Raw genomic sequence first — 13,605 nt, forward strand, 5'->3', positions numbered from 1 at the left:
GCTGCCGGTTTTGTCGCCAGAAATTACTGATCCTTGCCCATAGTCCAGGGATTTGGCGCGGAATCATCTGCCTTATCCGCAGCAAAATCATCCAGTGAATCCAGATACAGTGCTTCAACCTCAGCGCGTGCCCAGGGTGTGCGGCGTAAAAACTTCAGGCTCGATTTAACGCTTGGATCGCTTTTGAAGCAGTTGATATTGATGAGTTTACCCAGTTCGGCCCAGCCATAATGGGCGACCAGCGCATTAATTTGCATCTCAAGCGTGACGCCGTGCAAGGGATCTTTGGAGCGATGATCGTTCATAGGAAATCCTTAAAATGTTGACGGCAAAGGTTACAAGAAAGCCACGTAAGCGGCAATGGTGCGATCTTCATTGCCGGTAAATGCTGTACACTTGTTGCCAGAAAATCACTATTGGACGGTACGCTATGAACGACAAGAAAATGATTTCCATCGATCAGTTCAATCTCAGTGAACGCGTTGCAGTAGAAGAAGCGTTTAAGGGATTGATGGAGAAGTATCGCCAGCGCACTGGCAAAGAGCCGGATGCAAAGAAAGAGAAAGAGTTCACTGCGGAAGCCCGGCAGCAGATTATGACGACGAAACTGGCCAAAGAGAAAGCGCTGGCTGAAAAGGCAAAGAAAACGCCAACGCGCAGGAAGAAACCTGAATCGTTGAAAGAGAGTGAAGTCAGTGATTTCAACTGGAAGGCGTCGGTGATTAAAGGGCGCAGATAACGGCAACGTGCGTTCAACAGTCCGTCGCCGGGATGATCGCGGGTTACGGATTGTTGGTGACGGAGGTGAAAGAAGGCAGGTGATGAGCGGATGATGGTTGAAGTGCGCAATGAGATACTTCATTTAACATAATATACATTATGCGCCCTTTGGTTGTAGCGGCTAAATTCGGATGTCCGCCTCTGGCTATATTGAGATGTCCGCTTTATCGTCCTCTTTCCAGGGTTTCCCGGCTGAGGACGCAACTGATGACGGCTTACGGTTCGGAGTGCTTTACGATGAATGAAGTTAACCGCCTCAAGATCCTGCAGGACGTCATTGATGGCAGGCTCACCACTTCGCTTGCATCACAACGACTTGGCCTTACGGATCTCCACTGCCGGCGTCTGCTTGCGCGTTACCGCGAGTCCGGGCCGCTGGCACTGGCGAACCGCCGCCGTGGATTGCGCGGTAATCGGCAGCTTGTTCCTGGCCTTGCTGAACTTGCTCTGGGCGTCATTCGAGATAATTACGCCGACTTTGTTCCGACGCTCGCCTGCGAGAAGCTGGCCGAACTCCATGACGTTGTGCTGGCTAAAGAGACCGTGCGTCAGCTGATGGTTCGCGCCGGACTCTGGATCCCCCGGAAAATGCGTGCGCCGAGGATCCAGCAGCCGCGCTATCGTCGCGCCTGCGTTGGCGAGCTGATACAGATCGACGGCTGCGATCACCGCTGGTTTGAGGAACGCGGTCCTGCCTGCATGCTGCTGGTCTATAGTGATGATGCAACCAGCCAAATCATGGAGCTTCTGCTCGTCAAGACGCCTACCATTACCCTGACGGGAAAAAAGAACCCCGTCTAAACGGCATTGCTCTTCCCTGCTCCACTTACGATCGGCTTTCAGAGATTGATCAGGGCGCGGTCGTCGACAATAAGCGGCTTAGCAGAGCGCTTGAATTTACCCAACTGGTACAGGAAAACGGGATGATACCCACTCCCGGTCCGTGCCTGCCGGTGATGGTCCTTAACGCAGGAGCGCAAAGACTGCCGGTAATGCCGCACTGGAGCTGGCGGCGGATAAAGAGCGTGCGGCTAAAGTCCAGCTGGTTTTTTGAAGGATAACCGGAGAGAAAGCCTCTCCGGTTATTTCCTGAAACGGACTAAATCCTTCAGGGTGGCGTGTTCGAATTCGGGTAAAGCAGCAAAAATGCCATCACCTTTCATATCATAAATTTGCTGAAAATAAAATTTTGCGCCATCAATTGCACCCAGAGCATAGAGCGCACGCGCAAGCGTCATTCGGGAAAGTATTTGGTTGAGTTGCGCTTCCCTGTCGAGGGCTTCTTTCGCCGCTTCAATTGCTTCCTGATAGCGCTGACACTGGATTAATATTGCGCCATAGCCGCTCATGATCCAGAAATAGATATCGTCATCTCGAAGATGCGCTTTGGCTAATTCAGCGGCTGCACCCCATGAACAGGCTGCAGCCTGATGTTCACCCAGCGAATCGAGTGAAATACCTCGATTCGCTAAATCGAAGGCTTTCTCATGCCAGTTTTTACGGTGGAACTCCATGTCATCACCTCATTTTGCGGTAGGAACAGTATTGATATCCTATGCAGCATAAATGAGAGTGAAATAAAGTTCATAGTTACGCGAGAATATTTCCTTACCTGCTAACTTCGTGTCCGATTAAACCACCGATCGCCGCGCCACCCAATGTACCGAAGGTGCTACCACCGGTAAGTACCGCACCGCCTACCGCACCAACACCAGCACCAATCGCGGTATTTCTGCCACGATGCGACATGCCACACGCGGTAACAGAAAACATGACCAGTACGACAATAGCAATATTACAGCTGCGTTTTAAAAGCATACAAAGCCTCACTGCCATGAATAGATGGCATGCAAAAGTGTTTATTTGATTGTTGTTAAAATACCCAATCTGTTGTGACTGGCACTGCTCGTCGGCGTGAATTTAAGGTGTTTTATGATGAGACGGAAGGTAAAAATTCTTATTTGCGGCTGGCACTAGCGAGGCGGCGAAAAAGTCGCCGCCTTGCACACGTTCCATCATGTCAGGAAGCCGCTCGCTTTACCCGTGCTACCGTTCTCACCATCGCCAATGTGGCAACAATCAGCAGTATGCCGCCGACAATCGACATGGCTTTAAAACCTAGATGTTTAAACATCATCAGGCCTACAATCCCGCCGATCAGGAAGGAAAATATCGTGGTCAGATGCGTCCACAGCTGACGTTTCTGGCCCGAGAGTTGTTTCGACGGATCGCGGCGGAACAGAGCGGCTAATACCGATGCCAGCGAAATTCCGGCATCGGTCAACGTGCCGGTAATATGGGTGGAGCGCACGCGACCATTGGATAACTGCGTAGAGGTTGAATTATGCACGCCCATCAGGAAGCCCAGAATGACAATAACTTCCCGGTTGTTGGCCGACGAATAAAAGAACATTTCAAACAGCGATAACGCTATTAAGGCCAGCCCTTCAACCCACAATATTTGGCAGAATATAATGCGATTGCCATTGGCTAATCCGCTGATCACCACCATTCTCGCCGTGACCGCACCACAAACAAAGGCAAACAGGATGGTGGCTAAAAAGGTGATATCACGGAAATTAACGTTCGATACTTCGCTGGATAATTGAGAGGTATTACCTGACATATGCGAGGGGAAAAAGCCAAACGCCCCCAAGGCGATTGCATTGAGCACGCCGGCGGCCGTGGCGAGCCACATTGCCAGATTCCTGTCCTCATCATGCGTTCGTGTGCGTTTAAGTTTAATCAGCATCAGATACCTCATTATTCTGAACCAGGGCCGAATAATAACCATAGAGCACTACGCAGCGTACATAACCAGGAAATCCCCGAATAAGACGCTGAGCAGATTAAAGAAAGTAAAAAAAATCAACGAGGCGGGATATATTTAAATTAATGTAAAGATTGGCATGCCATATAAAGGTCGCCATTTAAGGTACCCGCCTTTTCAGACATTAACCGAATGATTTATTTTCACCGGGGCGACCACCACATTTACGCCTAAATCCTGCATCCGTCGCAAAATAGGCACCGGCGTGCCCTGATTAACAATTACCACATCGAATTCACTCAGATGCGCAAAACGGTGCAAAGCCCGGCGTTCAAACTTGGTGTTATCCATCATCAGAATGCGCTTCTGCGCGGCATCAAACATCGCGCGCTTAGTCTCCACCGTTTCGGCGGATTGGTGGAACACTGCATCATCGATAATCGCTGACATGCTGACGAAAAACACATCCGCGCGCAGGCTGGCAATTTCATCCCGCGTCATGCGGCCCATAAAAGCATTGCACCAGTGATAGAACTGTCCGCCGAGGCCCATCAATGTGATATCGCGGCCATTGCGCAGCTCGTTCATGAGGGTCAGGGAATTGGTAATTACCGTCAGCGGCGCACGCGCCGAGAGCAGCCGCGCCATCTGCTGCACGGTGGTGGAATCATCGAGGAAAATCGCCTGTCCCGGTTCGAGATAGGTAGCGGCGACATCGGCAATCGCCTGTTTCTCCTCCAGCTGACGCGTGGCGCGATAGATATCGCTGGATTCAACCAGGCTGGTTGGCGTCGCAGACACCACGCCGCGCGATTTATGCAGCAGGCCGCGCTCAACCATTTCGTCGATATCACGATGGGCGGTCATCAAACTGATGCCGAAGCGATCGGTGATGTCTTCGATGCGGATCGCCCCTTCTGCCATCACCGCTTCGGCGATTAACTGGCGACGGGCCAGTTGACGCGCCTGGCGGCTATCGCTGGGTAAGGTTTCGGCCATAAATACGCCAAGTGAAGAGTCCTGCGGGTTATGCGCCATATTTCATCCGGGAAAGTGAAGCGAGAAGCGTTTTCGGCACTCATTACAGCGTTTAATACGGATTTTGGCAAATTGCGACTAACGTTACACTGCGTGATAAATCGCGCCGCTACGAATACGTGCGTTTCAAAGGTGGTTGTTATAAAAAACGCACATAGCGTAGTGGCGCAATTTATTGCGCAACTTTTACTGCTTCAGAACAAACGGTGAAGCAAAGTTACCGGCGTTCTCTTTAGTGATCAGGATGCAGTCAAACAGCTGCTTCTCGGAGGCCGCACCGGTCTTACCGGTTTTCAGGAAGCTATCCGCCTGCTCTACCGCTTTCTGCGCGAACTGCGCCACCGGCTGCATCACAGTGTAGGCCAGCGTACCGGCTTTCACAGCGTCAACCGCATCCGGTGAACCGTCAAAACCGCCGACTTTGATCTGATTCAGCTTGCCAGCTTCTTTCAACGCAGCGATCGCGCCCAGCGCCATTTCGTCGTTGCCGCTGATCACGCCTTTGATGTTGGGATTGGCTTGCAGCAGTGACTGCATTTTGTTGAAGCCTTGTGTGCGATCCCAGTTAGCCACTTCCTGACCGACTTTCTTCAGCGTGGGATATTGCGACAGCACCGTATCAAAACCGTTGGCGCGGGTAGCGGCGTTATTATCTGACGGCGGGCCGACCAGCTCGACATAGTTCGCACTATCGCCCACCTGCTTCACCCACTCCATTGCGCCAACCGCCGCTCCCTGCGCGTTGTTAGAAACCAACTGCGCTTTGGCGAGCCCGCTCTGGTTCAGTTCGGCATTGATGATAAATACCGGAATATTGGCGGCGATGGCCTTTTTCACCGAGCCGACCGAACCATCGGCGTTCGCCGGATCGAGAATAATCGCCTTCGATTTATTGGTGATCGCCGTATCAATCAGTTGACTTTCGGTATTGGTATCGCCTTTGTGCGCACTGACTTTGGCGCTGTAGCCCAGCTTTTCCGCCGCTTTCTGCGCTACCTGGCCTTCCGTTAGCCAGTAAGGGTTGGAAGGATCGTTAACGATGATGGTCATTAACCCGTTATCTGCCCAGGTGGGTGCAGCAAAAGTGGTGATAGCCATAGCCGCAGCCGCGATGAAGAGACGTTTAGTGAACATAGTTGGTGCTCCGTTATTATTTGGGGTACAGGTTTTACGGATATCCGCGCGCTGCTGAAACAGCGCGCGTGAGTTAGCGAGCGCGTCGTCCGTATTGCAAGGTGTTGAGCAATACCGCCAGCACGATCACGGCACCAGTGAACACCGTCTGCCAGTAAGCAGAGACGCCGATAATCACCAGGCCATCAGAGAGAAAACCAATCACGAACGCGCCAAGCAGCGTGCCGCGCACGTTGCCGCGTCCACCGGTCAGGGCCGCACCACCAATCACCACTGCCGCAATCGCAGTCAGTTCATAAGTGGTACCAGCAGTTGGGCCGGCCGAGGTGAGCTGTGAGGAGAGCACCAGCCCGGCGAGTGCCGCGCAGACGCCAGACAACACATAGACGCTGATTTTGATGCGCTTCACCGGCACACCTGACAGATCGGCCGCACGTTCGTTACCACCCGACGCGTACAGCCAGCGACCAAACGCTGAGCGGCTAAGCAGGAAACCACACGCCAGCGCCACCACGCCCAGCACCAGCACGCCAACCGGGATATTGAAGAGGCGATTAAAACCGAGCCAGTCGAAGCCGGTATTCCCCAGCGCTTCGCTGCCGGAGAGTTTGTTGTAGGTCAGACCATTAGTGATCAGCAGCGCAATGCCGCGCGCCACATACATGGTGCCGAGCGTGGCGACGAAGGCCGGAACGCGGAACCAAGCGATCAGCACGCCGTTGACTAATCCCACCAGCGCGCCCACCACCAGCGTCAAAATCGCCACCGCCCACACCGGCAGATAGAGCACCACGCCGAGCGCTTCGAGGTTGATGCCCTGCATCATAAATCCGGCCATCACTCCAGCGAGACCCAGCGTGGAGCCCACCGATAAATCAATGCCACCGTTGAGGATCACCAGCAGCATGCCGATCGCCGGCAAACCGAAGATCGCCACGTGCGACGCCATGGTGAGAAAGTTAGCGCCGGTAAAGTAGTTGGACGACAACATGGAGAAGGTAGCAATAATCACCAGCAGCGCGATAAACGCGCGCCCTTCCAGCAGCAGACGCGCCACATTCAGCTGCTTGTCGCTTTTATTCTTGTTGACCACCGGCGGCGTGTCCAGCGTTTGGGTTCTGTCAGTCATACCTTTTGCTCCACTTTTCATGTCATGCCACCAGAGACTCGCCTGAAGCGGCCATAATGCGTTCTTTACTGACGCTTGCGTCGAAGATGGCGGAGATGCGCCCTTTGCTCATCACCACAATGCGATGGGCAATACTCAGGCATTCGCCCACTTCCGAAGTGGTATACACCACCGCCAGCCCCTTTTTGGCGTTCTCCGCCAGCAGGCGAAACACTTCCGCTTTAGCGCCGATGTCGATGCCGCGGCTCGGCTCATCCAGCAGTATCACTTTGGGACGGGTGGCGAGCATTTTGCCGATCACCACTTTTTGTTGATTGCCGCCGGAGAGCGATCCAATCGCCGCATCGCCGCCAGAGGTTTTCACCGTCACGTTACGAATGCTGTCGTTGACCAGCTGTTTTTCCCGGCTTCTGGAGAGCACCAGTCCGCGTACAAAGTCGCCGATGCTGGCCAGCGACAGGTTTTCACCCACCGACATGGTTTGTACCAGGCCATCGCGCTGCCGATCTTCCGGCACCAGCGCCAGCCCAATTTGAATGCGTTGTGAGATGGTTAGCGCGGAGATATCGGTGTCCTGCAATAGAATGTGACCGCTGCTTTGCTGCAGACGTCCGGCGATGCACTCCAGCAGCTCGGTGCGCCCCGCGCCCATCAGCCCGTAAATGCAGACAATCTCCCCGGCTTGCACCGCCAGCGATAAGTTGTCCACCAGCCGAATGCCGGTTTTACTTTTCAGCGTCAGATCTTTTACCGTTAGCGCCGGCAGCCCGAAGTCGTAGCCCTGCGGCGGCGATCCCAGATCAAAGTGATCGCCCACCATGTTGCGCACGATCCATTCGAGATCGATCTCATCGCGTTTGGCATAGGCGGTCATCACGCCATCGCGCAGCACCACCGCCCGATCGGTAATCTCCAGCGCCTCTTCCAGGTGATGCGAGATATAGACAATCGCGACGCCTTGGCTGGTTAAATCACGGATCACCTGAAATAGCACCGCCACTTCTGCCGCGCTCAGAGCCGAGGTCGGTTCATCCATGATCAGAATCTGCGAATTCACCGACAGCGCGCGGGCAATCTCCACAATCTGCTGCTGTCCCAGACGCAGGTTTTCCACCGGCGTCAGCGGATCGATCTCCTCCTCCAGCGCCGCCATCAGGTGCGCCGTCACGCGCGCCTCTTCGGCATAATCGACGCCGCCCGGCTTCATGATTTCGCGGCCCATAAAGATGTTGTCGCGCACGTTCATATTCGGCGCGAGATTCAGCTCCTGATGGATAATCGAGATGCCACAGTCACGCGCTTCGGTGGCGGCTCGAAAGGTCTTCTCCTCGCCGTGTAGCAAGATTTCCCCGGTTGTTGGCGTAATCACACCAGACAAAATTTTCATCAGCGTCGATTTACCCGCGCCGTTTTCACCAAACAGCGTGGTCACTTCGCCACGACGAATTTCGAAATTGACGCCCTTCAGCGCGTGCGTGGAGCCGTACACTTTGCTGACGTTGCGCGCTTGCAGGATCACTTCGCCTTTCAGCAAGGCGGGATTGAGGTTGAACGGTTTCATTTCACCTCCAAGCTGACCGGCGTCACCATCCAGTTTTTCGCGTTGAGTAAGCGGAACACGCCAACCACCTGCACGGTTTTTCCCGGCAACGCATCACGATCCAGCTTGTCAAGCACCGCGCTTTTCATCGCACGATTGATGGCGGAGCCGGCATTTTGATATTCGATTTGGTTCGTGAAATCACCGAACTGGATCTTGCCGTTAGCGTCACGCAGATCGGTACCAGTGATCGCTGGACCGGTTTGCAGCCGCACCTGCATATCACCTGCTAATCCATCGATTTTCATCGGGAAGATGCCCATCTGCCCGGCTTGCACCACGCCGGAGAACTTGACGGCAAAGACCGGCAGCGGTGCGCCAACGCCATATTTCTGCACCGCTTCCTGCTGATTAGTTTGCAGCGCATCGGCTAACGTTTTGGCGTCTACTGCGCGTGATGCCACATCCTGCTGGATGGTCGGGAAGGTTTTCTGGCCGTAACTCTCGGGCGAGAAGCCTTGCTCCTGCGCATCTTCGGCGGAGCCAATTTTTACCACCTTGGTGTCGAGCGCCATCGCCGCGATCAGCGCAATCACCATCACGCCGAGGGTGGCGTAACGCTGGACGCGCTTGCGGGAAATTTGCTGGGCCTGGATTGAGACATCGGACATAACGTGACCTCTCACTGACATCAGCTGCGATAATCGCGCCGATAATGTTATAAATGTGATAACTTGTGTGATGAGAATTGTGCTGATGTGACTAAATTGTCAACAGGTGACGCGCAATTTTTTCAGGAGAGCGATCTGGATCGCTTAATTGATGTCGGCCCCATCACAAAGCGCAATAAACCCCGCCTTATCAGCCTGTTCGCCGTGTTATCTCATTTCAATCTGTAAGGTTTTGACGCCTGATTCGTGATCGCAATCGCTATTTCATGTGAAATTTATTGGTTTTATCGAAAAATAATACAGTTGATATGTTATCTCAGTGAGAAGTGGTGTAAGACATTATTTAGCAAATTCATCACAGCCCGTTAACACCTTTCGGTTTTGGCGGCGATGAATTGAACTCTTCTTCTTTCGGAGGTGTATGTGGACAGTGGCGATATCATTCTGGGTCTGGATTCCGGCACCTCGGTGGTTAAAGCGGTGGCGTTTGATCTGGAAGGCACGCAACTGGCATGCGCATCGGTGCGTAACCGTTATTACCGCAGCGAAGGCGGCGCAGCGCAGCAGTCAATGAGCCAAACCTGGCAGGATGCAGTCACGGCGATACGCAAACTGGGCGAGCGTGTCGACAACCTGGCCGCGCGGGTGGTTGCCGTGGCCGTCACCGCGCAAGGCGACGGCAGCTGGCTGGTGGGTGCCAACAATCAGCCGGTCGGCGATGCCTGGATCTGGCTGGATGCGCGCGCGGCACCAACGGTTGAAAAACTCAATCAGCACCCGTTAGCCGCCGCCCGCTTTCGCGCCACCGGCACCGGACTCAACACCTGTCAGCAGGGATCGCAGTTGGCGCACATGGATCACTTCTATCCCGAGCTGTTAGCTAACAGCGAAGTGGCGCTGCACTGCAAAGATTGGCTCTACCTCAATCTCACCGGCATCCGCGCCACCGACCCCTCTGAGGCCAGCTTTACCTTTGGCAACTTCCGCCACCAGCGCTATGACGATCAGGTGATTGCCGCGCTGGGGCTGGAACAGCATCGTCATCTGCTGCCGGAGATCATTGAAGGCACAGACACCACGCATCCGTTAACCGCGGAAGCCGCGCAGGCCACCGGTTTACGGGCTGGCACGCCAATCTGCCTCGGTTATGTCGATATGGCGATGACCGCGCTTGGCGCAGGCGTGCACACCGGCGAAGCCAATACGGCCTGCTCGATTGTTGGCTCGACCGGCGTACATCTGCGCAGCGTCACCATTGATGAGGTGTGGCTGAATCCGGCACAAACCGGCTACGTGATCCCGCTGCCGTGGCCGGGCTATGTCACGCAGGTGCAAACCAATATGGCCTCGACGCTCAATCTCGACTGGTTGCTGAATCTCGCCAGCGATCTGCTTAACAGCTTTGGCTGTGAAATCGATCATGCCCGTTTGGTGGGACATATCGATCGCTGGCTCAACGCGGCGAAGCCCGGCAGCCTGCTCTATCACCCGTATATCTCGATTGCCGGTGAGCGCGGACCGTTTGTTAATGCCGAGGCGCGCGCCAGCTTTACCGGCCTGAGTTACACCCACAATTTTGGCGATCTGGTGCGGGCGGTCATTGAAGGCATCGGTTTTGCAGCGCGCGATTGCTATCAGGCGATGGGCAGTTTGCCGGGAGAAATCCGTTTAACCGGCGGCGCGGTGCGTTCGCAGCCGTTACGCCAGATTTTATCTGCCTGCATTGGTGCGCCGGTGCGCATCAGCCAGCGCGACGAAGCCGGAGCGGCCGGTGCCGCGATGATGGCGGCGGTGGCGATTGGCGCGTATCCGTCGATGGAGAGCTGCGTCAAAACCTGGGTAATGCCGCTGCTGGATGCGCCCGAAGCGCCAGCGAGCGAACTGATGCAGCGCTACAACCAGCTGTTCCCCACCTATCAGCAGCTGCGTAACGATCTTCCTGCCGCCTGGCACGCGCTAAAACAGTTTTAAGGAGTAAATCATGAGTGAACACATGCTGGATCTGTTTGTGATTGGCGGCGGTATCAACGGTGCCGGTATCGCGCGTGACGCTGCCGGTCGCGGATTGTCGGTAATGATGTGTGAGAAAGATGACCTCGCGCAGGGCACCTCATCGCGCTCCGGCAAGCTGGTGCACGGCGGGCTGCGTTATCTGGAGTATTACGAGTTTCGACTGGTGCGTGAGGCGCTGATCGAGCGCGAAGTGCTGCTCAACGCCGCACCGCATATCATCTGGCCGATGCGATTTGTCTTGCCGCATAGCCCAACCGATCGCCCGGCGTGGCTGGTACGCCTTGGCCTGTTTCTTTATGACCACCTTGGCGGCCGTCAGAAACTGCCGGGCACGCGTTCGCTGGATTTACGCCGCGATCCTGAAGGTGCGCCGCTGCTGGACAGTTACAGTAAAGGATTCGAGTACTCCGATTGCTGGGTGGATGATGCGCGGCTGGTGACGCTGAATGCGCTGGATGCCGCCGAGCGCGGCGCCACCATTCTGCCGCGTACCCGCTGCGTAGCGGCGACACGTCATAACGGCAAGTGGGAAATCACCCTGCAGGATGCCAGCGGTACCTCACGCACCGTGTTTGCCAAAGTGCTGGTCAACGCCGCCGGACCGTGGGTGCTGGATATCGTTAATCAGGTCACGCACACCACAAGCAGTCGCAACGTGCGGCTGGTTAAAGGCTCGCACATCATTGTGCCGAAGTTCTGGGAAGGTCAGCAGGCGTATCTGGTGCAGAACACCGACAAGCGGGTGATCTTTATCAACCCGTATGAAGGCGATAAAGCGCTGATCGGCACCACCGATATTCCGTGGCAAGGCAAAGCGGAAGCGGTCACCGCTGACGACAGCGAGCAGCAATACCTGATCGACGTGGTGAATCGCTACTTCAAGGTGAAACTGCGCGCCAGTGATGTGATCACGCGCTTCTCCGGCGTGCGTCCGCTGTTTGATGACGGCAAAGGCAATCCGTCGGCGGTGACGCGTGATTACGTGTTTGACCTCGACGATCAACAAAACGCCCCGCTGCTGCATGTGTTTGGCGGCAAGATCACCACTTTCCGCAAGCTGGCTGAACACGCGATACAGAAACTGGCACCGTTCTTCCCCAACATGGGCGCGGACTGGACGCGGGGCGCCACCTTACCGGGCGGCGATATGCCACACGCCGATTTCGACAGTTTCTTAGAGCAGGTCAAAGCGCGCTGGCCGTGGCTACCGCAGGCGCTGCGTAAACACTATGCGCGGCTGTATGGCACGCGTATCGATAAGCTGATCGGTCATGCCAATGCGCTGGGCGATCTTGGCCGCCATTTTGGTGGGCAGCTGTACGAAGCCGAGGTGCGTTATCTGGTGGAAAACGAGTGGGCGCAGCAGGCCGAGGATGTGTTGTGGCGCCGCACCAAGCATAAGTTGCACCTCGATGACGCGCAGCAACAGGCTTTCACCCTGTGGTTCAACGCCACCTTTGCTGCTCCCGCGCCGCTGCGTGCGCATGCCGGATAAGAGGTGAATCATGCCGTTAACGCTGTCACTGAATACTAATCCGTTGGTGAACCGCTTTGCCGACCCGCAGGATTTGATTACCACCGTGGCGCAGCAGATCCGCATCCGTGATGTGCAGCTCACCCATGAATTTATCAATCCCGGCTGGCCTGCTGCGACCATCATGCGCATGACGCGCAAGATGCAGCAGGCGCTACGCGCCACCGGCGTGCGCGTGACCTCCGGCATGACCGGACCCTATGGTCGCCTCAACCATTTTGGTCATCCTGATGTCGAAGTACGCCGCTATTATGTTGGCTGGTTTAAAACCTTCGCTGATATCACCGCCGAGCTGGGCGGCGACGCGGTGGGTTCGCAGTTCGCCATCTTTACCCAGCAGGATTTCAACGATGTTGCGCGCCGCGACGCACTGATCGACATTGCCATTGATTGCTGGGCCGACGTTGCCGAACACGCCAAAGCCGCCGGATTGAAATACCTGTTTTGGGAACCCATGAGCGTGGGCCGCGAGTTCGGCGAAACCATTCCGGCCTGTCTGGCGCTGCAGCAGCGTTTGAGTGCTGCCCCAATGGCGCTGCCGATGTGGATGATGGCGGATATCGATCACGGAGATGTCACTTCCGCCGATCCGCGCGATTACGATCCTTATGCGTGGGCTGAAGCGGTGCCGCGCTACTCGCCGATTATCCATATTAAACAGAGCATGCTGGATAAAGGCGGACACAGACCTTTTACATTGCAGTACAATGCCGGCGGCCGCATTCAGCCGCAGCCGCTGCTGGACGCGCTGGCGCGCGGCGGAGCGCAGGATAATGAGATCTGCCTTGAGCTGAGCTTTAAAGAGCGCGAGCCAACCGATAGCAACGTGGTGGCGGAGATCGCCGAAAGCGTCGCCTTCTGGGCCGGGCATATTGATACCGGCGTGCAGGATCTGCATTTGGCGGAGTGAGGTGCGCGGTTTCCCCTCACCCTAACTCTCTCCCGCAAGCGGGCGAGGGAACTGTCCGCGCAAGCTGCTCGATCGGCCCCTTCTCC

The 13,605-nt window shown here is 55.5% G+C and carries 13 protein-coding genes and 1 pseudogene; 5 read left to right on the forward strand and 9 right to left on the reverse strand.

The features are described 5' to 3' along the window. Positions 1-23 precede the first annotated feature (23 nt). Complete coding sequence (locus ACYAC5_RS09800) at positions 24-305, reverse strand: VF530 family protein (RefSeq protein WP_110866150.1); 282 nt, start codon at positions 303-305, stop codon at positions 24-26. Positions 306-430: 125 nt separating this feature from the next. On the opposite strand from ACYAC5_RS09800, the gene ACYAC5_RS09805 reads away from it, so the two are divergent. Further along, positions 431-739: a hypothetical protein gene (locus ACYAC5_RS09805; protein ID WP_110866151.1), complete on the forward strand. Its 309-nt coding sequence runs from the start codon at positions 431-433 to the stop codon at positions 737-739. Between the two features lie 248 nt (positions 740-987). Then, positions 988-1,744 (forward strand): annotated as a pseudogene (locus tag ACYAC5_RS09810) (helix-turn-helix domain-containing protein); the annotation flags it as partial. A 118-nt stretch (positions 1,745-1,862) separates the two neighbouring features. Here ACYAC5_RS09810 and ACYAC5_RS09815 read toward each other — a convergent pair. From ACYAC5_RS09815 to ACYAC5_RS09850, 8 genes are all read right to left on the reverse strand, one after another. Next, a complete protein-coding gene (locus ACYAC5_RS09815) occupies positions 1,863-2,294 on the reverse strand; it encodes a hypothetical protein (protein ID WP_192411834.1) in 432 nt (143 codons plus the stop codon). A gap of 94 nt (positions 2,295-2,388) precedes the next feature. Then, on the reverse strand, positions 2,389-2,598 hold the full coding sequence (locus tag ACYAC5_RS09820; protein WP_061718879.1) for a glycine zipper 2TM domain-containing protein: 210 nt from the start codon (positions 2,596-2,598) through the stop codon (positions 2,389-2,391). Positions 2,599-2,800: 202 nt separating this feature from the next. Next, positions 2,801-3,532, reverse strand: coding sequence for a YoaK family protein (locus tag ACYAC5_RS09825; RefSeq protein ID WP_462062923.1), 732 nt, complete (start codon positions 3,530-3,532; stop codon positions 2,801-2,803). Between the two features lie 195 nt (positions 3,533-3,727). After that, positions 3,728-4,588: a DeoR/GlpR family DNA-binding transcription regulator gene (locus ACYAC5_RS09830; RefSeq protein WP_192411832.1), complete on the reverse strand. Its 861-nt coding sequence runs from the start codon at positions 4,586-4,588 to the stop codon at positions 3,728-3,730. Positions 4,589-4,774: 186 nt separating this feature from the next. Then, positions 4,775-5,722: a D-ribose ABC transporter substrate-binding protein gene (locus tag ACYAC5_RS09835; RefSeq protein WP_101764388.1), complete on the reverse strand. Its 948-nt coding sequence runs from the start codon at positions 5,720-5,722 to the stop codon at positions 4,775-4,777. 73 nt (positions 5,723-5,795) lie between these two features. Then, positions 5,796-6,851 (reverse strand): ABC transporter permease, encoded by a 1,056-nt coding sequence (locus tag ACYAC5_RS09840; RefSeq protein ID WP_462062924.1) that lies wholly within the window; start codon positions 6,849-6,851, stop codon positions 5,796-5,798. Positions 6,852-6,873: 22 nt separating this feature from the next. Next, positions 6,874-8,412 carry a sugar ABC transporter ATP-binding protein gene (locus tag ACYAC5_RS09845; protein WP_312463814.1) on the reverse strand — a complete coding sequence of 513 codons (1,539 nt, stop codon included), beginning with the start codon at positions 8,410-8,412 and terminating at the stop codon, positions 6,874-6,876. Continuing rightward, the gene (locus ACYAC5_RS09850; RefSeq protein WP_312463815.1) at positions 8,409-9,062 is read right to left on the reverse strand and encodes a DUF2291 domain-containing protein; all 654 of its coding nucleotides are present in this window, start codon (positions 9,060-9,062) and stop codon (positions 8,409-8,411) included. The genes ACYAC5_RS09845 and ACYAC5_RS09850 overlap by 4 nt, the downstream gene beginning before the upstream one ends. A gap of 423 nt (positions 9,063-9,485) precedes the next feature. Here ACYAC5_RS09850 and ACYAC5_RS09855 point away from each other — a divergent pair, with 423 nt between their 5' ends. Genes ACYAC5_RS09855 through ACYAC5_RS09865 form a run of 3 tightly spaced genes read left to right on the forward strand, consistent with a single transcriptional unit; the run spans position 9,486 to position 13,519 of the window. Continuing rightward, positions 9,486-11,033 carry an FGGY family carbohydrate kinase gene (locus ACYAC5_RS09855; protein ID WP_462062926.1) on the forward strand — a complete coding sequence of 516 codons (1,548 nt, stop codon included), beginning with the start codon at positions 9,486-9,488 and terminating at the stop codon, positions 11,031-11,033. A 10-nt stretch (positions 11,034-11,043) separates the two neighbouring features. Further along, complete coding sequence (locus tag ACYAC5_RS09860) at positions 11,044-12,570, forward strand: glycerol-3-phosphate dehydrogenase (protein WP_192411827.1); 1,527 nt, start codon at positions 11,044-11,046, stop codon at positions 12,568-12,570. Between the two features lie 10 nt (positions 12,571-12,580). Then, positions 12,581-13,519, forward strand: coding sequence for a sugar phosphate isomerase/epimerase family protein (locus ACYAC5_RS09865; protein ID WP_462062928.1), 939 nt, complete (start codon positions 12,581-12,583; stop codon positions 13,517-13,519). Positions 13,520-13,605: the final 86 nt, after the last annotated feature.

Source organism: Pantoea sp. y20 (assembly GCF_054903455.1).

Bases quoted from the DNA above. Each gene is read 5' to 3' on its own strand.
- ACYAC5_RS09825 (WP_462062923.1), bottom strand. From the start codon at position 3,532: ATGCTGATTAAACTTAAACGCACACGAACGCATGATGAGGACAGGAAT.
- ACYAC5_RS09830 (WP_192411832.1), bottom strand. From the start codon at position 4,588: ATGGCGCATAACCCGCAGGACTCTTCACTTGGCGTATTTATGGCCGAA.
- ACYAC5_RS09805 (WP_110866151.1), top strand. From the start codon at position 431: ATGAACGACAAGAAAATGATTTCCATCGATCAGTTCAATCTCAGTGAA.
- ACYAC5_RS09815 (WP_192411834.1), bottom strand. From the start codon at position 2,294: ATGGAGTTCCACCGTAAAAACTGGCATGAGAAAGCCTTCGATTTAGCG.
- ACYAC5_RS09865 (WP_462062928.1), top strand. From the start codon at position 12,581: ATGCCGTTAACGCTGTCACTGAATACTAATCCGTTGGTGAACCGCTTT.
- ACYAC5_RS09840 (WP_462062924.1), bottom strand. From the start codon at position 6,851: ATGACTGACAGAACCCAAACGCTGGACACGCCGCCGGTGGTCAACAAG.
- ACYAC5_RS09850 (WP_312463815.1), bottom strand. From the start codon at position 9,062: ATGTCCGATGTCTCAATCCAGGCCCAGCAAATTTCCCGCAAGCGCGTC.
- ACYAC5_RS09860 (WP_192411827.1), top strand. From the start codon at position 11,044: ATGAGTGAACACATGCTGGATCTGTTTGTGATTGGCGGCGGTATCAAC.
- ACYAC5_RS09835 (WP_101764388.1), bottom strand. From the start codon at position 5,722: ATGTTCACTAAACGTCTCTTCATCGCGGCTGCGGCTATGGCTATCACC.
- ACYAC5_RS09845 (WP_312463814.1), bottom strand. From the start codon at position 8,412: ATGAAACCGTTCAACCTCAATCCCGCCTTGCTGAAAGGCGAAGTGATC.
- ACYAC5_RS09800 (WP_110866150.1), bottom strand. From the start codon at position 305: ATGAACGATCATCGCTCCAAAGATCCCTTGCACGGCGTCACGCTTGAG.
- ACYAC5_RS09820 (WP_061718879.1), bottom strand. From the start codon at position 2,598: ATGCTTTTAAAACGCAGCTGTAATATTGCTATTGTCGTACTGGTCATG.